General features: G+C 68.6%; 17 protein-coding genes. 5 read left to right on the forward strand and 12 right to left on the reverse strand.

What is annotated here, in order from left to right; translation table 11 throughout:
* Nucleotides 1-3 precede the first annotated feature (3 nt).
* Nucleotides 4-1,149, forward strand: coding sequence for a homoserine O-acetyltransferase MetX (metX, locus tag GS4_RS18305; protein WP_007623290.1), 1,146 nt, complete (start codon nt 4-6; stop codon nt 1,147-1,149).
* 50 nt (nt 1,150-1,199) lie between these two features.
* Here the strand turns inward: metX and GS4_RS18310 are convergent, their stop codons facing one another.
* The 3 genes from GS4_RS18310 to GS4_RS18320 all read right to left on the reverse strand — a co-directional run bounded on the left by GS4_RS18310 (nt 1,200) and on the right by GS4_RS18320 (nt 4,139).
* Nucleotides 1,200-2,750 (reverse strand): Hsp70 family protein, encoded by a 1,551-nt coding sequence (locus GS4_RS18310; RefSeq protein ID WP_007623291.1) that lies wholly within the window; start codon nt 2,748-2,750, stop codon nt 1,200-1,202.
* Between the two features lie 202 nt (nt 2,751-2,952).
* On the reverse strand, nt 2,953-3,279 hold the full coding sequence (locus GS4_RS18315) for a DUF3017 domain-containing protein (protein WP_007623292.1): 327 nt from the start codon (nt 3,277-3,279) through the stop codon (nt 2,953-2,955).
* A complete protein-coding gene (locus tag GS4_RS18320) occupies nt 3,276-4,139 on the reverse strand; it encodes a bifunctional methylenetetrahydrofolate dehydrogenase/methenyltetrahydrofolate cyclohydrolase (protein WP_007623293.1) in 864 nt (287 codons plus the stop codon). Before GS4_RS18320 ends, GS4_RS18315 begins: the two co-directional genes overlap by 4 nt.
* Before the next feature lie 55 nt (nt 4,140-4,194).
* Between GS4_RS18320 and GS4_RS18325 the strand changes: the two genes are divergently transcribed.
* Nucleotides 4,195-5,142: a serine/threonine dehydratase gene (locus GS4_RS18325; protein WP_007623295.1), complete on the forward strand. Its 948-nt coding sequence runs from the start codon at nt 4,195-4,197 to the stop codon at nt 5,140-5,142.
* Nucleotides 5,143-5,211: 69 nt separating this feature from the next.
* Here GS4_RS18325 and GS4_RS18330 read toward each other — a convergent pair whose 3' ends face one another.
* Nucleotides 5,212-6,327, reverse strand: a complete 1,116-nt coding sequence (locus GS4_RS18330; RefSeq protein ID WP_007623297.1) for an Rv3169 family protein — start codon at nt 6,325-6,327, stop codon at nt 5,212-5,214.
* 1 nt (nt 6,328) lies between these two features.
* The gene (locus GS4_RS18335) at nt 6,329-7,468 is read right to left on the reverse strand and encodes a phosphotransferase family protein (RefSeq protein ID WP_040511051.1); all 1,140 of its coding nucleotides are present in this window, start codon (nt 7,466-7,468) and stop codon (nt 6,329-6,331) included.
* 40 nt (nt 7,469-7,508) lie between these two features.
* On the opposite strand from GS4_RS18335, the gene GS4_RS18340 reads away from it, so the two are divergent.
* Complete coding sequence (locus GS4_RS18340) at nt 7,509-8,147, forward strand: TetR/AcrR family transcriptional regulator (protein ID WP_007623301.1); 639 nt, start codon at nt 7,509-7,511, stop codon at nt 8,145-8,147.
* Nucleotides 8,148-8,367: 220 nt separating this feature from the next.
* Nucleotides 8,368-8,832: a tRNA (cytidine(34)-2'-O)-methyltransferase gene (locus GS4_RS18345; protein ID WP_007623306.1), complete on the forward strand. Its 465-nt coding sequence runs from the start codon at nt 8,368-8,370 to the stop codon at nt 8,830-8,832.
* Here GS4_RS18345 and GS4_RS18350 read toward each other — a convergent pair whose 3' ends face one another.
* The 5 genes from GS4_RS18350 to GS4_RS18370 all read right to left on the reverse strand — a co-directional run bounded on the left by GS4_RS18350 (nt 8,833) and on the right by GS4_RS18370 (nt 15,888).
* Nucleotides 8,833-9,420, reverse strand: a complete 588-nt coding sequence (locus GS4_RS18350; protein WP_007623308.1) for a GIY-YIG nuclease family protein — start codon at nt 9,418-9,420, stop codon at nt 8,833-8,835.
* Between the two features lie 19 nt (nt 9,421-9,439).
* The gene (locus GS4_RS18355; RefSeq protein WP_040511010.1) at nt 9,440-12,703 is read right to left on the reverse strand and encodes an error-prone DNA polymerase; all 3,264 of its coding nucleotides are present in this window, start codon (nt 12,701-12,703) and stop codon (nt 9,440-9,442) included.
* A gap of 150 nt (nt 12,704-12,853) precedes the next feature.
* The gene (locus GS4_RS18360; RefSeq protein ID WP_007623312.1) at nt 12,854-13,336 is read right to left on the reverse strand and encodes a hypothetical protein; all 483 of its coding nucleotides are present in this window, start codon (nt 13,334-13,336) and stop codon (nt 12,854-12,856) included.
* A gap of 153 nt (nt 13,337-13,489) precedes the next feature.
* Nucleotides 13,490-14,962 (reverse strand): aldehyde dehydrogenase family protein, encoded by a 1,473-nt coding sequence (locus GS4_RS18365; protein WP_007623314.1) that lies wholly within the window; start codon nt 14,960-14,962, stop codon nt 13,490-13,492.
* Nucleotides 14,959-15,888, reverse strand: coding sequence for an oxygenase MpaB family protein (locus GS4_RS18370; RefSeq protein ID WP_007623316.1), 930 nt, complete (start codon nt 15,886-15,888; stop codon nt 14,959-14,961). The genes GS4_RS18365 and GS4_RS18370 overlap by 4 nt, the downstream gene beginning before the upstream one ends.
* Before the next feature lie 106 nt (nt 15,889-15,994).
* On the opposite strand from GS4_RS18370, the gene GS4_RS18375 reads away from it, so the two are divergent.
* Complete coding sequence (locus GS4_RS18375) at nt 15,995-16,600, forward strand: TetR/AcrR family transcriptional regulator (RefSeq protein ID WP_007623317.1); 606 nt, start codon at nt 15,995-15,997, stop codon at nt 16,598-16,600.
* A gap of 6 nt (nt 16,601-16,606) precedes the next feature.
* Here the strand turns inward: GS4_RS18375 and GS4_RS18380 are convergent, their stop codons facing one another.
* Nucleotides 16,607-17,407 carry a glycoside hydrolase family 16 protein gene (locus GS4_RS18380; RefSeq protein ID WP_007623319.1) on the reverse strand — a complete coding sequence of 267 codons (801 nt, stop codon included), beginning with the start codon at nt 17,405-17,407 and terminating at the stop codon, nt 16,607-16,609.
* A 65-nt stretch (nt 17,408-17,472) separates the two neighbouring features.
* The gene (locus GS4_RS18385; protein WP_007623322.1) at nt 17,473-18,831 is read right to left on the reverse strand and encodes a DegT/DnrJ/EryC1/StrS family aminotransferase; all 1,359 of its coding nucleotides are present in this window, start codon (nt 18,829-18,831) and stop codon (nt 17,473-17,475) included.
* Between the last annotated feature and the right edge of the window lie 66 nt (nt 18,832-18,897).

An 18,897-nucleotide genomic window follows, 5' to 3' on the forward strand; every position in this document is an offset into this window, starting at 1 on the left:
TCAATGTCGGTGAACGTCGACCCGCAGACCGAGGCCTCCGGCTCCGACTGGGAGACCATCCCGGACGGACAGATGACGAGTGTCTCGGTCGGGTCGATCGCACTCGACAGCGGCCAGACCATCGACGACGTCACCCTGGCGTTCCAGCGCTGGGGGACGTTGTCGCCGTCTCGCGACAACGTCATCGTGACTCTGCACGCGTTGACCGGTGACTCGCACGTCACCGGGCCCGCGACCGACGATCAACCCACCCCCGGCTGGTGGGACGGTCTGATCGGTCCGGGCGCCCCGATCGACACCGACGAGTGGTGTGTCATCTCGGCGAACGTCCTCGGCGGCTGCCGAGGTTCGACGGGTCCGGCATCGCCGCACCCCGACGGACACGCCTGGGGTTCGCGATTCCCCGAGATCACCGTTCTCGACCAGGTGCGTGCCGAGGTGGCCCTGATGGACCGCCTCGGCATCGCCGTGGTCGGCGCCGTGCTCGGCGGGTCGATGGGAGGGGCCCGCGCACTCGAGTGGGTCATCGAGTACCCCGACCGCGTGCGGAGCGCGCTGGTGCTGGCCGTGGGTGCACGCGCAACCGGCGACCAGATCGGCACCCAGACCACCCAGATCGCAGCCATCACCTCGGATCCCGACTGGCAGGGCGGCGACTACCACGACTCCGGCTCGGCACCCACCGCCGGGCTCCGGATCGCCCGCCGCATAGCCCATCTCACCTATCGGGGTGAGGTCGAACTCGACGACCGTTTCGCCAATTCGGCGCAGGGGGACGAGAATCCGCTGGACGGCGGACGGTACGCCGTCCAGAGCTACCTCGAGCATCAGGCCGACAAGCTGGTCGGGCGCTTCGACGCGAGCAGTTACGTCGTACTCAGCAAGGTGCTCAACAACCACGACGTCGGACGCGGACGCGGCGGCATCGAGGCCGCCCTCGCCGGGTGCACGGTTCCGGTGGTCGTGGGCGGGATCGATTCGGATCGCCTGTACCCGTTGCGGTTACAGGTCGAGATCGCCGAGTCGCTCGGGAACTGCGTCGGCGGACTGCAGGTCATCCGATCCGACCGCGGTCACGACGGATTCCTCACCGAATTCGACGCGATCAGCGAATTGCTCAAGCGCACCGTCGAACTCGCGCGCGGCTGACCCGACCCGACCACCCACGGACGGGGATCGGCGATCTGAGGCAGCGCGGTCTATCGCGGTGCGGGCACCGACGGTACGCCGGCTCCCGACGTCGAGGTCTGCGGGGCTCGCGCCTCGGGGGCGCGCGGAGCCGCCGATCGACCCTCCGGTGCCTGGCCACTCTGAGCCTGGCCGTTCTGTGCCTGACCACCCGGGGCCTGCTCGCGCGTCGGCGAGAGCTGCGGCGGGCGCGGGGTCTGCGGAGCCGTCGTCGTCGGGGGCGCCCAGCCCTCCGGTAGCCAGCCACGCGGAATGGTCGGTGCCGGTTGGCCTTCCGGCCACGGAATCGCCGGTAGCGGGTACGGGGACAACGTCTTGGTGTCGGTCGTCGGCGGCGTCGAGGGCGGCAGTTCAGTGGTCGCCCATCCCGGCGAGTCGTTCCAGCGCTGTTCGGTGCGCGGCGCCGGGGCAACCGTCGTCGGCACCGGCAGCTGAACGTCGGGCAACTCGGTCGTCGGCGGGGCCACCGTCGTGGCAACGGCCGGTTGGGAGCTCGACTCCTGCTCGGCGGTCGCCTCACTGGTGGCCACCGATGTCGGCGCCGGCGACGGCGCGGGACCCGACTGACCGGTCAACGACGAGCTGACCGCGTAGACGGTCATCAGTGCGGCAGCCAGGATCGCACCGACGACGGCGAGCGGTGCCGCCGACAGCCACTGGCGGGGGCGGCGGCCACCGATGAACGCCAGGCGTGTGGTCAGACCTGCAGAGGCCCGAGCCAGGATCGCGGCGCCGGTCGCGGCGGCCAGTTCCGGCGACTCCGGCCGCACGACCTCACCGAAGGACGTCCCCGCCATGCTGCCGACGATCGGCAGGTTCGCCAGACCGCCGACGAAGACGACGGCCTCGGGCGGCCGGCCACCACGAGCGCGGGCATCGCCGACGTAGTGCTCCAGCAGTGTGCGGGCCTCGGCGACCATCGGCGCAGCAGCGCTCTCGACGGTGGCGGCCGTGAGGCTCACCCGCCCGGCGCCGTCGGCCAGCAGGATCGATTCGGCATCGCCGGTGCCGGCGTTCGCCAGCTCTTCTTTGGCGGTGCGGCACACGCTCAGCAGCGCGGTGCGTTGCTGACGGGTCCGCAGACCGCCCTCGCCGACGGTCTCGTCCACTGCCAGCCACCGCACGATCGCGCGGTCGAGTTGTTGCCCGCTGAGCACCTTGGAGCGCTGGACATCGCTGATGCGCTTGGTCGCCGGGTCGACGGTGAAGACGGACATGCCGGTGTCGCCGCAGTCGACGACGACCACGGAACCGAACCGGTCGATCTGACCGGTCGACGACAGGTACTCCACGATGGCGGCATCCTCGTCGACCAGGTGGATCTGGCGTCGGGGTCCCGACCCGCGGGAGCGGAGTTCACGCCGCTGTGGTCCGGTCCGTGAGGAGACACCGATGGGCCCGACCGACAGCCCGCCGTCGCGTGCCGCGCCGAGCATCAGGTCGATGCCTGCGTTGACGCGGCCGGCGGTGTCGAGTCCGTCACTGCGGTCCACGTCGATGACCCGGGTGTCCACGACGTTGCGGCCCGAGTCGTCGCGCGTCAGCAGGACGTAGTGGATCATTCCACCGCCTGCAGATACGCCAAGAGACGTCGACCCGCCTGGAGTTGTCGTGTCCTCGGTGATCGTCGTAGTGATACGTTCCCCCGCTGTCGTCTGCGCCCGGCAGCACCGGGTGCCCTTCGGGCGTGTCGGAAATCGGTCGGCGCAACCGGGTCCGACCAGCATGGATCGACCTCAGGTCACGCGTGTGTCTCTATTGTAATCAATCTGTGCCCAAAGGATCGATCGACGTGGCCAACCAGAGGATGGTCGCGCCCACCGCAGCGGTGGCCACCACATCGAAGAAACGACCTCTCACCTGCAGAAGACCCGCGCGAGACGTCGGTATGAGGGCCCGGAGAAGTGATGCTAGAAGTAATGCGGAACCGAACACGAAAGCCCCGCGGCGCCAGCGATCGAACAACACCAGCACTGCCGCGACCAGCCCGGCCAACAGAACCAGCAGGTAGGGAACCTGCACCAGGTAGGCACGCAGGTGTCGGGCGCGCCGCAGACGCTCGGTCCGCGGTTCGATCCCGCCGGAGGTCACCCGGCCGCCTCCGCGAGTTGCGCTTCTGCACGCTCCACCACGTTGACCAGCAGGAACGCTCGTGTGAGCGGGCCGACACCACCGGGGTTGGGTGAGACATGCCCGGCGACCTCCCAGACGTCGGGCGCCACATCTCCGGTGAGGCCGTCGTCGGTGCGGCTGACGCCGACGTCGATGACCGCGGCCCCGGGCTTGACCATGTCGGCGGTGATCAGGTGCGGCACCCCGGCCGCAGCGACCACGATGTCGGCGCGAGCGACCTCGGCGGCCAGGTCACGGGTGCCGGTATGACACAGGGTGACGGTTGCGTTCTCGCTTCGCCGGGTGAGCAGCAGTCCGATGGGCCGGCCGATCGTGACGCCGCGGCCGACAACTGTCACATGGGCGCCGGCGATCGGGATGTCGTACCGCCGCAGCAGGTGGATGACACCCCGCGGCGTGCACGGGAGTGTCGACTCCTTCCCCAGGACCAGACGGCCGAGGTTGATCGGGTGCAGACCGTCGGCGTCCTTCTCCGGGTCGATGCGCTCCAGTGCAGCGTTCTCGTCGAGGTGACGGGGCAGCGGCAACTGCACGATGTAGCCGGTGCAGGCCGGATCGGCGTTGAGCTCGTCGATGGCCGCGTTCAGTTCCTCGGTGGTCGCATCCGCGGGGAGGTCCTTGCGGATCGAGGAGACGCCGATCTTCGCGCAGTCGGCGTGCTTACCGCGTACGTAGGACTGCGATCCGGGATCGTCCCCGACCAGAACAGTGCCGAGTCCGGGGACCACGCCCGCGGCGCGCAGCTTCGCGACCCGTTCCGCGAGATCGGTGAAGATCTCGTCGCGGGTCGCCTTGCCATCGAGTCGAGTTGCGGTCACACCGTCATTGTTCCATCCGGGATCCGATATGGGGACGAGCGGTAGCGTGCGAGCTGTGAGCGATCCACACCGCCTGGAGTCCGGGCAGATCCGCGAGGCTGCCCGACGGATCGACGGCCTCGTCCGTCGCACCCCCACCCAACGGTTGTCCGTCGAAGTGCCGTCGGGCCCCATCGAGGTGGTCCTCAAGCACGAATTCACCCAGTTCGGCGGGTGTTTCAAGGCACGCGGCAGCCTGAACGCGATCCTGTCCGCACGCGCCGACGGTCGGCTCGGCGACGCGGGCGTGCTGGTCGCCTCGGGCGGCAACGCCGCCATCGGCGCGGCCTGGGCCGCGCGTCTGGCCGGCACCGAGGCCACCGTGGTGGTGCCCGAGACCGCTCCGCCGGTCAAGATCGACTCCCTGCGCCGACTCGGTGCGACCGTCCACCAGATCGGTGACCACTATCAGCAGGCGGCCGATGCCGCTTCCCGACTGGCGACCGAGACCGGCGCGCTGCTGCTGCACGCGTACGACCAGATCCCGGTGGCGGCCGGTGCCGGGACCATCGGCCTCGAACTCGCCGACGACGTCGAGGGGCCACTCACGACGGTCGCCTGCGTCGGCGGCGGCGGTCTGCTCGCGGGCCTCGCGGCCACCCTCCGTGCCGGCGATCGTCTGGTCGGCGTGGAACCGCGTGGCGCGTCATGCTTCGACCAGGCGCGCCGCACCGGCGCGCCGGTCGACGTCACGCTGGACAGCATCGCGTCGGATTCGCTGGGCGCCACCAGGGTCGGCGACATCTGCTGGGCTTCCGTCGCCGACCGCGAGGTCGATTCCGTCGTCGTCGACGACGCCGACCTCATCGAGGCCCGACGGCGCCTGTGGGAGAACCTGCGGGTGGTCGTCGAACACGGCACCGCTGCTGCCGTGGCCGCGGTCCTGACCGGTCGGGTCACCCCGGCTCCCGGCAGCACGCTGTGCATCGTGCTGTGCGGCGCCAACACCTCTCTCGACCTGTGAGGGCACGGTCGTCGGCCCGGTTCGTCTGGTCAGAATCCGGGTGCGCAGTATTCAGCTGGGTCGAACCGGTCAGGGCGCCAGGGTGAACCAGTCGGAGAACCCCGACGGGTCGTGGCGGCCCAGCGCTCCGTGCTCGAACAACCCATGGCCTTCGTGCCGCACGCCGTCTCCGTCGGTCAACACGAAGTGACCGGAATGGTCGATCATGCTGAACGGCGTGGTCGCCAGCACAGCCGGATCGGTCATGTCGTGGGTGACCCGCTCGGTGAAGCCCTCGCCCTTCCATGAGCCGTGGGCCCACTGCGAATCGCCGCCGTAACCACCACCCAGTGCGATCGGTGCGAACTGTCGCGATTCGACCTCCAGGGTGAGTCGCTCGCCGCTGCGTGTGACCACGTCGACGTGGGCTCCGGTCGGGATGCGGGTGCCGGGGCGGTAGTCGATGGTCGCATCGACCGTGGTGAGCGGGTCCACGCGACCGTCGCGCCAGAACCTGGTGCAGTCGAACATCGTTCGGATCCCGGTCGGCTCCTCCTGCACGATGATCATGATCCAGTTGTCCTCGAAGGCGATCGGAAGGTACAGCCACCACATGCCCTCGAACGGCGGATCCTCCGGGCGCCCGGCGGGCTCGGCCTCACCGATGGGCCGGATGCCCCAGGACCGGTCCCGACTCCCCATCCAGCGGTCCGGCGTCACCGCGATCGACTCACCGTCGACCTCCACGGTTCCCGACCATGCCCCGACCTGCGCGAACCGGCACGCATCCAACGTCACTCGCCGAGCACTGGTCATGACATGCGGGTGTTCGCGGACCGCCGGGAACAGCCCCTCCCACGTGACGTCCATGGCGATGCCCTCGGTCTCCTCGAGCACGATCCGGAGCTTGTGCAGGGGCTCGACGACTTCCACTCGATATGCGCCGACCCGCTGATCGAGCCGATTCGCGTCGATGGCATCCGACAGGTGGAGTGCCGTTTGCGAATTTTCTTGACGGATAAGCACATACGCGTCCTTGACGCCCAGACGCGGGTAGTACCCGATGCCGGTGATCAGCATCGTGTCGCCCTCGCGGTCGAGGAGGTTGAAGTAGGAGCGGTCGTAAAAATTGCGGTCGGAGGTGGCGGGCAGTCCCACCGGTTGGGCGGTCTGGTGGATCGGGAACTCGTCGAGCGGTCCGAGCATGTCAGGCGTCTCCGTTCAGCAGATTCTCCAGCGACTGGCGATGGTAGAAGAGGGATTCGATGTCGTCGGGCTTCTCGAGTTCGCCGAACCGCACCCGCCGCGCACCGGTGCGCATGAAGACCAGGCACCAGATCACCGCCGAGTACACGTAGTACCAGCGCAGATCGCTGAGTTCGGCGCCACCTGCCGCACGATATGCCGTACGCACGTCCTGCTCACGGAGCACGTCGGGCAGTCCGGGCAGCCCGGCCATCTCGGCCAGATCCTGGAAGACGCGATGGGCGAAGATGATCCAGGCAACGTCCAGTTCCCGCGGCCCCAGGGCGGCCATCTCCCAGTCGAGCACGGCGACCGGGCGGAACTCGTCGTAGAGGACGTTGCCCATCCGGGCATCACCCCAACTGAGCACGGTGTCGAGGTCGGCGGCGTCGCCGGGGAAGTTGGCCTCCAGCCAGGCGAGCGCACGCTCCACCAGCGCGGAGCCACCGAGGTCGGGTGTCGAGAAGGCGTACCAGTCCTGCAGCCAGCGCAGGCGCCGCCCGAGTGGGGTCGTCCCGGCCGGCTCCGCGTCGGACAGGAACGCGAAGGTCTCGGTCGCGTCCGGGATGGCATGCAGCGCAGCGATGATCTCGACGGTCTCGTCCTGGAGCGCGCGTCGCCGCGTGGCCGGTGCATCGGCGAACCAGTTGTCGCCGAACGTGTACGGCATCACGTCGGGCGGCACGATGCCGTCGACGAAGTCCATCAGGAAGAACGGGACTCCCAGCAGGGTGCCGTCGGCGTCGATCCAGCGCGTGGCGGGGACCGGGACGTCGGTGAGCTCGCCGACCAGCCGGATCACCTCGAACTGGTGATCCATCCGATAGGTCTCGAAGACCGGCACGTCCTCGACGGTCGGCGCGACGCGGGCGACCCAACGCTGCTCGACGTCGGCGCCTCCCTCCGTCCACCGACCGGTGAGGACGAGTGTCTCCGACGACATGCCGTTGGCGTCGATGCCGCTCTCGACGGTGATCTCCGGTGTCACCCCGCCCGGCAGTCGGGTCGACAACCATTCCGACAGGACGCTCGGCAGGGCCGCGGTGTCCCGACTCGAATGTTGCAGTCGGGTGGGGTGTTCGATGGACGGTTCGGTCGCCACGGTGCACATCCTCGGTACTTTCGATACGATACGTGTCGTTATGGAAGCAGGTGTTGTGACGACCGACAGCGTTTTGCCGAAATCCACCCCCGACGGGGTGCGCTCCCCGGGGTCTGCGACCGCACCGACCGGGCGCCCTCGCGATCGCCGCATCGACGCCGCGATCCTGGACGCAGCCCGTGAACTGGTCGTGCAGGTCGGCTATCCCTCGCTCTCGCTGGCAGCGATCGCCGACCGTGCCGGGACCACCACCGCCGCGATCTACCGCCGATGGTCGGGAAAGGCCGAGGTCGTCCACGACGCGGTGTTCCCGCCGACAGTCGTCGGCACGGTGCCGCCGCCCACCGGCGACGTCGAGTCCGACGTCCGTCGGCGCGTCGAGATCGCTCGCGACCTACTGGCCACGCCCGAGGTGCTCGCCGCCCTCCCCGGCCTCATCGCCGACATGACCGCCGATCGCGAATTGCACGCACGTGTGATGGCCCGCTTCGGCGACATCTTCACGACGCAGGCCCACGACGAGACCGACCAGCGAGCGGCCGTCGGCGACGACGTGCTGCTCGAGACCGTGATCGGGGCGACGATGTTCCGACTTCTGGTCCGGCCCGACGCCGCCGTCGACGCCATCTGGGTCGACGAATTAACCGCCCTGGTGGTGCGCGGGGTCGGGTCCGGCTGAGGGGCGTCCTCAACCGGTACATGATCGGCCCGGTACATGATCCGACCGGCTCCCGCCCGCCGACAGCCGACCGACCTCAGCCACCCACCACGGACCTTCGACGCGGGGCCACCACCCCGACGCGGATGACGTGACACCCGCGTGCACACAGAAAGCCCGCGTCCACGACCTCGAACTGCCGGCGGGCCGTCACCGGCGTGCCCGCTAAGCTGACCGGGTCATGTTCCGCATCATGTTCTTCGAGCCGCGCATCCCACCCAACACGGGCAACGCGATCCGGCTGGCCGCCAACACCGGCTGCGAACTCCACCTCATCGAGCCCCTCGGCTTCGGCATGTCCGATGCGCAGGTGAAACGCGCCGGACTCGACTACCACGAGATGGCCACGGTCACAGTTCATCCCGATCTCGATGCTGCCCTGACATCGGTGGCGCCGGCCCGCGTCTACGCGTTCACCGCACATGCGACGCGCTTCCACTCCGACGTCGAGTACCGGCCGGGCGACGTGCTGCTGTTCGGCCCGGAGCCGACCGGCCTCTCGGACGAGGTGCTGGCGCGGCCGGAGATCACCGAGCGCATCCGCATCCCGATGTTGGCCGGACGCCGGTCGCACAACCTCGCGAACGCGGCGAGCATCGCCATCTACGAGGCATGGCGACAGCAGGGGTTCGACGGCGCGGTCTGATCAGCTCCGATTCGACACGATCGGAAGACCGGCCGCGACCCGTTTGGCTGCCTTTCGTGCGGCACTCAGGTTTCGGTGGTACGGATTCTCGGAGTTACCCATCAGATTCAGCGGGAGGTCGAGAACTTCGATCAGCTCGTCCTCCAAAGTCCACGGCTCCGTGTGCTGGACCCACGCCACACGCGCGTGGGCCGCCATCCATTCAGACAGAGCAGCCTCACCGGTATGGAAATGCATCTTCGTGCCAGAACCCGTACGGCGTAGCTGGAGCCCGAGCTCCGCAGCCAGCAGACACCCCAAGGAAAGCCGCAAAGTGGATGTTGCGGCATTGCCTTTGTAGTGGTTGCGGATGGTCTGCACACTGGCAGGCTTGCCATTGACCGGTGGCTTACTGGGACTGATTCCCGCGTAGAGGAGCCAGGCACCACCGCGGTGCTGACAGCCGACGGCGTCGATGTCAGAAGCCGGCACAGTATCGAACCACCATCCGTATACCCCGGGCCCGTCCGGGACCGGACAGGGCTTCGTCAAGACTTCGTCGCGAGAATGCATCCGCGCGCCGAGGTATTCCTGCAGTCCAGCGGTCATGAATGAATGCTCGCACCCTCTACCGGAAGTCCCGCGACTTGGTACCGACCCGCAGGTCGAGTCGCTCGAGCCGCTCGGCCACCACGGTGACCGCCCCCTCCGCGTTCTGCACTCGACCGCGGACCACCAGCGCGGAGGCGGTCTGGGCCAGCTGACGTTGTCGGGTCCACAGACCCACGGAACACACCACGTTGACCATCCCCGTCTCGTCCTCGAGGTTCATGAACGTCACCCCGGACGCGGTGGCGGGCCGCTGACGGTGGGTCACCGCGCCGGCGACCACCACTCGGGAGCCGTCGGGCACCGACAACAGGCTGTCGGCCACCTGCACGCCCATCGCATCCAGTCGCGGGCGGAGGAACTGGGTGGGGTACGACGTCGGGGTGATACCGGTGGCCCAGGCATCGGTGGCGGCGAGTTCCAGGTCGGAGAGGCCGGGCAGGGTCGGTGCACCCGACACCGGTTGCAGCTCCAGCTGATCCGCGCGCACCTCGGCGGCGGCACCGGCCTCCCACAGCGCTTGTCGCCGACTCACCCCGAAGGCGTCGAAGGCACCTGCACCCGCGAGGCCCTCGATCTGCCGGACGGTCAGCTCAGCCCGTCGGGAGAGGTCGACGATGCCGGTGTACTCGCCGCCGGCGGCACGGCACGTGACGATCCGTTCGGCGACGTCGTCTCCGATCCCCCGGACACCCGACAGCCCCAGCCGCACGTCGAGGCCCTCGTTCTCCAACGTCGCGTGCACCACCGACAGGTTGATGTCGGGTCGATGCACCGAGACGCCGTGTCGTCGGGCATCGGCGACCAACGTCTGCGGCGAGTAGAAACCCATCGGCTGTGCGCGCAGCAGCGCAGCGCAGAACGCCGCGGGATGATGCAGCTTGAACCACGACGAGTAGAAGACCAGCGAGGCGAAACTCTGTGAGTGACTCTCCGGGAAGCCGAAGTTCGCGAACGCGGCCAACTTCTCGTAGATCCGGTCGGCGACGTCGCCGGTGATCCCATGCTTGCGCTCCATCCCCTCGTAGAAGCGGAGCTTGAGTTGTTCCATCTTTTCCGGCGACCGCTTGGATCCCATCGCCCGGCGCAGCTGATCGGCGCCGGCGGCATCGAATCCCGCCACGTCCACGGCCAATTGCATGAGCTGTTCCTGGAAGAGCGGCACGCCCAGGGTGCGATCGAGCGCCGTGCGCATGGACGGGTGCTCGACGGTCGCCTTCTCGATACCGTTGCGCCGCTTGATGTACGGATGCACCGAACCACCCTGGATCGGACCGGGACGGATGAGCGCCACTTCCACCACGAGGTCGTAGAAGGTGCGCGGTTTGAGCCGGGGCAGGGTCGCCATCTGCGCGCGTGACTCGACCTGGAACACCCCGACCGAGTCGGCGCGACACAGCATGTCGTATACCGCCTTCTCGCCGAGATCCAGGGTCGCGAGGTCGACGTGCAACCCTTTGTGCTCGGCGACCAGATCGATCGCATAGTGCAGCGCCGACAGCATGCCGAGCCCCAGCAGGTCGAACTTCACCAGCCCGATCGCCGCGCAGTCGTCCTTGTCCCACTGCAGCACACTGCGGTTCTCCATCCGGGCCCACTCCGTGGGGCAGACATCGGCGATGGGCCGGTCGCAGATCACCATGCCGCCGGAGTGGATGCCGAGATGCCGTGGTGTGCCGAGGAGTTGGGCGGCCAGATCGGTGACGTCGTCGGGAGCCTCCTGCGGCATCTTGCTCCATGCGTCCTGCTGACCGATGGCATAACCGAGTGCCCTCGCCATGTCGCGGATCGACGACTTGCCGCGATAGGTGATGACGTTGGCGACCTGCGCGCTGAAGTCCCGGCCGTACCGCCGGTAGACGTACTGGATCGCCTCCTCCCGGCGATCGGATTCGATGTCGACGTCGATGTCCGGCGGTCCGTCCCGCTCCGGCGACAGGAACCGCTCGAAGAGCAGCGCGTTCGCGACCGGATCGACGTTGGTGACGCCGAGGGCGTAACAGACCGCCGAGTTCGCCGCGCTCCCCCGGCCCTGGCACAGTATGTCGTTGCGCTTGCAGAAGTCGACGATGTCGGCGACCACGAGGAAGTACCCGGGGAAGTTCAGCGACTCGATGATCGCCAGTTCGTGCTCGATCTGCCGATAGGCCTGCGGATGTGCCCCCGGGGCACCGTAGCGGCGGACGGCGCGGGTCATCGTCAGTTCACGCAGCCAAGAGATCTCGGTGTGTCCGGTGGGTACGTCGAACGGCGGCAGTTGGGGGGCGATGAGTCCGAGTTCGAAGGCGCACTCCTGCGCCAGCTCGACCGCGGTGGATATCGCATCCCGATGACCGGGCAACAACCGGGCCATCTCGTCGCCGCTGCGCAGATGCGCCCCACCGACTCCCGGCAGCCACCCTTCGATGGTGTCGATGTCGGTGCGGGCGCGGACGGCTGCCATCGCCATGGCCAGGCGTCGACGATGCGGACCGGCGAAGTGCGCTCCGGTGGTGGCGACGGTCCGGACGCCGTGCGCGGCGGCGGCCGCGGCCAGCGCCGCGTTGCGCTCGTCGTCGTCGGGCAGCCCGTGCGCTGTCAACTCGACGGCCACGTTGTCCCCACCGAATCGAGCGACCAGGTCGGCGACGGCGAGCGCGGCGGCATCGACACCACCCCGATCGAGCGCCCGCCGCACCGAACCCTTGCGACAGCCGGTGAGGATCAACCAATGTCCGCCGGCCAGATCGGGGAGTCGGTCCCGGTCGTAGCGCAGCAGTCCTTTCTCCCCTGCCACCATGTGCGCGTCGGCGATGGTCCGGGAGAGCCGACGGTAGCCCTCACCGCCGCGCGCCAGGACCAGCAGGTGCTCACCTGCCGGGTCCGGGACGCCGGTGCGGGCCACGTCCGGTTCCAGCGAGAGTTCCGCCCCGAACACCGTCGGCATCGCGAATCCCCGGGCCGCCTCTGCGAACCGGACCAGGCCGTAGAAGCCGTCGTGGTCGGTGAGTGCCAGCGCACGCAACCCCAGCCGTTGGGCCTCCTCCACCATCTCCTCGGGCATCGACGCCCCGTCGAGGAAGCTGTAGGAACTGTGCGCGTGCAGTTCGGCGTAGGCGACCGACGAACGGCCACGGATCACGCCGTCGTCGGCGCGGTACTCACCCCGCTTGCGCGACCAGGCCGGACTGTCGCCGCCGTCCCCCGGGCCGAAGAACTCACCCGGGCGGCCACCTGCCGGCGCCCGTCCCGAGAGCACCCGTTCCATCTCCGACCAGGTCGGCGGCCCTTGATCCCAGCCCACACCTCAGCATAGAACACATGTTCGAACGCGGTGCGGGTGTGCCGAATCAAGGGTGGAGCAGACCCCGATCACCGGATGTCCACCGCGACTGATGGTCGCCCAGAGGTTCGCGCACTCGACTTCCGGCGACTACAGAGGCGGCCGCGGTGGCTAGTGCGCGGTGTACTCGGCGCTGCAGTCGAGATTGGACTGCCAGCCGTTGGCAGCTGTGTTACTGACCGATGCCACCACTGCGATCCGTCCGGCCCCGACGGTCTGGACCGGCAGCGTGACCGTGAAGAGTCCACGTGAGATCGCGGTCTCGACGCGTGTGTCCCAGCCGCCCCCGGTGCGGCCGGTACTCAGGTTGGCCCAGGTCACCGAGGCATACTGGCTGTATGGGGTCTGTGTCGTCGACAGGGTGTGGAAGGTGAAGGTGGTGGCCCCCGTACCGGCTGATGACGTACTGACTGCACTCCGCTCGGGCAGCGTCGGATGGCCGGGATCCGGATAGGTGATGGTGCACAGTGGCGTCAGCGTCGGCGATGCCGAGGCGGCAGCCGGCAATGCAGAAGTGCAAGCCACCGCAGCGAACCCGACGGCGCCGATCACCTTTGCGCGAACGTGGCGGCGAGCAGCGTAATTGCGTGTCACGTGATGTCCTCCTCGGACGATTCGGTCCCGGCTGTGTCCATCTACCGTGCCTATCTCTCCAGGCACCGATTTGGTTACCGCAGCTAAGGTGATTCACCCGATCAGCCGACCCGACCTCGGGGTCGACTTCTCGGCGCCCGCTCCCGGTTCCTCCTAGCCGTGCAGGAGCCGGATGATCCGTGGAAGAGCCCGGACGAGCCACGCCGGCCGCCGTAAGCGCAGCAAGGGGACGCCCGGGATCGGGAACCGCTGGACGGCGATCGCCCGCGGCCGGGTGAACTCCCGCAGGCCCTCCGGGCCGTGGATCCGGCCGAATCCGCTGTCGCCACGTCCACCGAGCGGCAACGACGGTACGGCGGCGAACCCCAGCACCGAATTGACCGACACCTGCCCGGTGTCGAGTCGTCGTGCGATCGCGACGGCCCGACGCCGACGGGCGAACACCGACCCGGCGAGTCCGTACCGCACATCGTTTGCCAGCCGCACCGCCTCGTCGACCGATTCGACGGTGGTCACCGTGAGCGTGGGGCCGAACGTCTCCTCCTGCACGGCGACGGACGAGTGTGGTGGGTCGAGCACGACGATAGGTGCGATGGTCCGCTCGCCGATGCTGCCGACACCGCCCACGACGAACCGTGCACCGCCGTCGACGGCCGCGGTGACGTGTCGATGCACCACATCGATCTGACCGCGCATGGTCATCGGCCCGTATGAGTCGGTCGGGCCGTTGCCGGGGCGCACCCCCTGCAGAGCACGCCCCAGCTCCACGAGGAACCGATCACGAACGGCGCGTTCGACATAAACGCGCTCTATCCCCACACAGGTCTGTCCGGCGTTACCCATCGCACCGAAGGCGATGGCATCGGCCGCCGCACCCAGGTCGGCGTCGGCGGCGACGATGGCAGCGTCCTTGCCGCCGAGTTCGAGGACCACCGGGATCGGGGTCTCGGCGCACGTCGCCATCACCTTCCGGCCGGTGGCCGTCGATCCGGTGAAGGCCAGTTTGTCGATGCGGGCACGACACAGTGCCGCGCCGGTCTCCGGTCCGCCGGTCACGAGTGTCAGGACTCCGGGCGGCGCATCAGGATTCGCCGCGGCGAAGGCGTCGACGTACCACCGCGCGACCGCCGGGGTGTGCTCGCTGGGCTTCAGCACGACGACGTTGCCGGCCGCGAGCGCGGTCGCGACCGAGCCGTTGGGTGTGTAGAGCGGATAGTTCCACGGACCGATCACGCCGACGACGCCCATCGGCACGCGGTCGACCGACGCGCCGAAGTTCAGGGTGAGCACACCCGGTCGCCTGCACTCGGTCCGCAACACCGACCGCGCATTCGCTGCGGTCCACGTGATGTGCTCGAGGCTGAGCAGGAGTTCCAGTGCCGCATCGGCTCTCGGCTTCCCGTTCTCCCGGTGCAGCAGGTCGACGAGTTCGTCGGCGTCGCCGGCCATACGACGCCGCCAGGCGATCAGACGGGCTCGACGTCCGGTGTGCCCCAGACCCCGCCACCAGTCGGCGGCCGACCTGGCGACCTCGACCGCCGCATCGACTTCCGCTGCCGTCATCGCGGGGACCGTGGCGACGACGTCGTCGGTCATCGGGTCGCGGCTGATGATCTGTTCGGTCATCCTCGTGCCCCGATCGCCGTCCTGATTCGGCCGGCTGCGCCGCTGCGAGTGCGATGGCCGAGAGTCGGCACGTCGAGCGGGCGCGGATGTCGGGTGCCGAAGTGATCCGACCAGGATCGATGGGGACGATGTGGACGTGCGGCCTGGAGCGCGAGCTGGGCACGCACGATCCGTGCCACCGACCGCGTGGCGGACGCACCGGGATCGGGGAGGTGGTGCATCCGCCGCAGCCGGGAGTCGAACAGTGCGAGCAGGACCGGGTCCGCCAGACCGGCGACGGGGCGCGGGAACCACCGGGAGCGCCAGTCGACGAACAGTTGGTCCACCACTGCCCGACCGCCGTCGGTGTACTCGTAGCCCGCTTCGTAATCGAGCGTCCACGAGAGGAATTCGTCGCGGGTGGTGGGTACGTCGAGTCCCATGTACTCGCCGACCGCGCGCCAGAAGTGGAATCGGGCGATCCGCTCGGACTCGGAGAAGATGTCCAGACCCAGTTGCCCGGCGATGCGATCGGGCTCGAGGGCCAGCGAGGCGAGGGTGTACAGCTTGTCGGCGTCGGTGATGCCGAACCGGGAGTGGATGGCCTCCATCCGGTCGATGACCGAACGTCCGTGCGCGCTCGAATGCCCCTGGCGCAGTATCTCTCCGAAGAACAACAGGGTGTCGTCGTTCCGCCGGCGGACGTCGTGCATCATGTCTCCGGTCCCGGTGCGGTGGACGATGCGCGCGATGGACGGGATCGCCATCTGCCGCGCGAAGGCCACCGTGTACGCCGCGTGGGCGAACACCGCGTCGCCATAGCGCACCTCCAGGCTCAGGTGAGTGATCTCCTCGTTGTCCTGCACGGGGTCGAGCGCGGCGATCCGTTGTCGGATCGCCCTCCCCGACACCATCGATCGAGACATCAGCGCAGCGTCTGCGGACATCGGCCCTCCGTTCGGGGTCGCGCGACCACCACGCGACACATCAGGAACGGAATCGTTCCTACTTTGCAGGATGCAATCAGGAACGCTTCCGTGTCAAGATGTCGACATGGCTTCCGTGGTCCGGCCCTACCGAGGGGTCTCTGCCGAGGACCGCACGCGCGAGCGGCGCGAGCGGCTCATCGACGCGAGTCTCGACGTGGTGAGCGAGTCCGGAATCGCAGCCGCCACCGTCGAGGCGATCGCCGGCCACGCCGGACTGTCGAAGCGCTACTTCTACGAGAGTTTTCGAGATCGCGACGAGATCCTGGTCGCGGCACTCGATTCGGTCTTCGAGCCGATGGGCGCCCGGCTCCGCTCGGCACTCGCCGACGGCGGCAGCACCGACGATCGGGTGGCCGTCACGGCCGCGACGCTGGTCCACACCCTCGCCGACGACCCACGCGCGACGCGACTGTTCCTCGCCGCCCCCGGCAGCGCCGCCCTGGAAGCCCGTCGACGTCACCTGGTGGACGAGTTCACCCCGGCCCTCATGCGGGACGTCCTCGACGCCGATCCCGACGATGCACGCCGCATGATGGCCACCACGCTGATGGTCGCCGGGACCACCGAGGTGCTCGATCGCTGGCTGCGCGGCGATCTCCCGTTGTCCCGCGAGGAGTTCACCGACACCCTCGCGATGCTGGGCCGCCGCCTCGCCGCGGCCCCCGACTGACACCGATCAGTCGGCCACGGACGCAAGCACATCGGGCCGCACCACGACGCGGCTCACGTGAACGGCGGGCACGGGGTCGTCGGGACCCCGGAGCGCGCCGTCCGGTGGGAAGTCGAACACCGCGATGATCAACTGCATCGGATACTCCGGCGACTGTGCAGTAGTGTGCACCAGTCGGCCGTCGATCTCGAAGACCACCCCGTCGGCCGACCAGTCGATCGAGTAGGTGTGCACTTCTGACACGTCGATCGCGATCTCCGGCGCCGCGAACTCCTCCTGCAACGCCGGGTCGCGGAAGGCATGTACCCCACGTCCCACCGCCGCCAGGGGCTCCCCGGTCGAGCCCGTCCGCATCGTCGAGCCGAACACCTCGACCACACAGATCTCACCGCACCGTGCCGGACTGTCCTCCAGTCCGATCAGCCAGGCCGAGAACATCGACTCCGGCGTGAGCTCCGCACGGCACGTCACCTCGACACGGCCTCGGAACGGCGTCACGCCCCACTGAGCGGACTGCTCCTCACGGACGCGTAGGCCTGGCCGGAACGGCTGCTGGCCCGCGGTCGAGCCGAGCGGACCGGACCAGTTGCCGGACTGGACCGCTGACACGCGGAGGGGTGGATCGTGCTGATCGGCGCACCAGATCGGATGCTCCGGTGGGATTCTCAGCGTTAGACCGTCGGGACCGGTGGTGAGGTCGGCGCGGGCGTCGACCCGCGAGCTCCACCCCGGTAGGTACGCGGGTGTCCAGACCGACTCGTCGAGCCCGCCGGTGAAATCCTCGTCGAGCGTGTCCCTGCCGTACATCGTGTCCCCCGGTTCTCGTCGAGCCGCCCCTGACACAGTCAACCACCGGGGACCGACCGACGCCGTCAGCTCGCGAAGGCCGCGTACAGCGCGTCGACCACGCGATCCTGTTCGCTGAGGGTCATCGTCGGGTAGAGGGGCAGCTGGAACAGGTGCGCAGATCGCCCTTCGACGGATCGTAGATCGACACGATCGTGCACGACCGACGCGCCACCGCCCTGACGATGTGTCAGTACCGGGTAGTAGACGTCCGCCTGAACTCCTCGACGGGCGAGCGCCCCGAGGAGCTCGTCGCGACGGCCGATCGTCTCCTCCACGGTGAACAGGTGCCACACGGTGTCCGGCCCACCCGCCGGTAGGCGGAGCAAGCCACGCTGCGCCAGCGAATCCAGGCTGTCGAGATACCGCGCGGCCAGCACACTGCGACGAAGGTTGTTGCGCGACAAGAAGCCCACCCGCGCGCCGAGCCCAGCAGCCTGCAGATTGTCGATCCGGGCGTTGAGACCGAACGGCGCGGACTTGAGGTACTTGCGATACTCGGAGCCCACCGGCGTGAAGCCGTGGTAGAGATACCGTCGGACCTCCTCGGCGAGGTCGGCCCGATTGGTCACCACCGCACCGGCCTTGCCGCACGCGCCGAGGTTCTTGTACGGATTGAAGCTGAGCGCCGCGGCATCCGACCACCGGCCGACATCGTCCAACCCGATGCCCTGTGCCGCGTCTTCGACGATCGGGATCCCATGCGGCGCACAGATGTCCGACAACGCCCGGACATCGGCAAATCGCCCGTACAGGTGAACCGGGAGCACGCACCTGGTCCGAGAGGTCAGCACTGCACGCACCGACTCGGGATCGATCAGATGATCGTCGCGGGTGTCGGCGAGGACCGGTGTCGCACCGGTGATGTGCACGGCGTTCTCGGTGCCCGGGAAGCTGTTCGGCGGGATGATCACCTCGTCTCCCGGCCGTACACCGACGGCCAGCAGCGCCCCGACGAGCGCGTCGGTACCGCTCGCGCTCCCCACCACGTGATCGACGCCGAGGAACATCCCGAGGGCGTGTTCGATTCGCTCGACGTCGGGGCCCGCCGTGAACCGACCGGAACCGAGAACTCGCCGGAATGCCTCCTCGATCGGGCCGATCTCGGCGATGTCGACCAGCCGGTCGAGCGGTGCGCACTGCACCTCGGTGACGATCGGTCCGCGTTCGACGACATCCCGGATCCGGCGCAGCGGCGTGGATTCCGCCAGCTGCCGGAGCGCGTCGTTACCCGGTCGACGCATCACCCGCACCCGCGCGGGCGGCACCTTACGGGTCACCTGCGACGTGAGCTCGTCGATGCTGCGCGCCCGACCGTCGACGGCGCGGATCGGCACACCGTCGATCGGGGTGACGCCTGCCGACCATCCGTAGGTTCTGGTCATCTCCGCCATTCCTGCTCAGCTGCAGGGGAACTCGCGATCCCCCGATGCATCGTCGATGCACTCGTC

This window comes from Gordonia soli NBRC 108243 (assembly GCF_000334455.1).
Classification (GTDB): domain Bacteria; phylum Actinomycetota; class Actinomycetes; order Mycobacteriales; family Mycobacteriaceae; genus Gordonia; species Gordonia soli.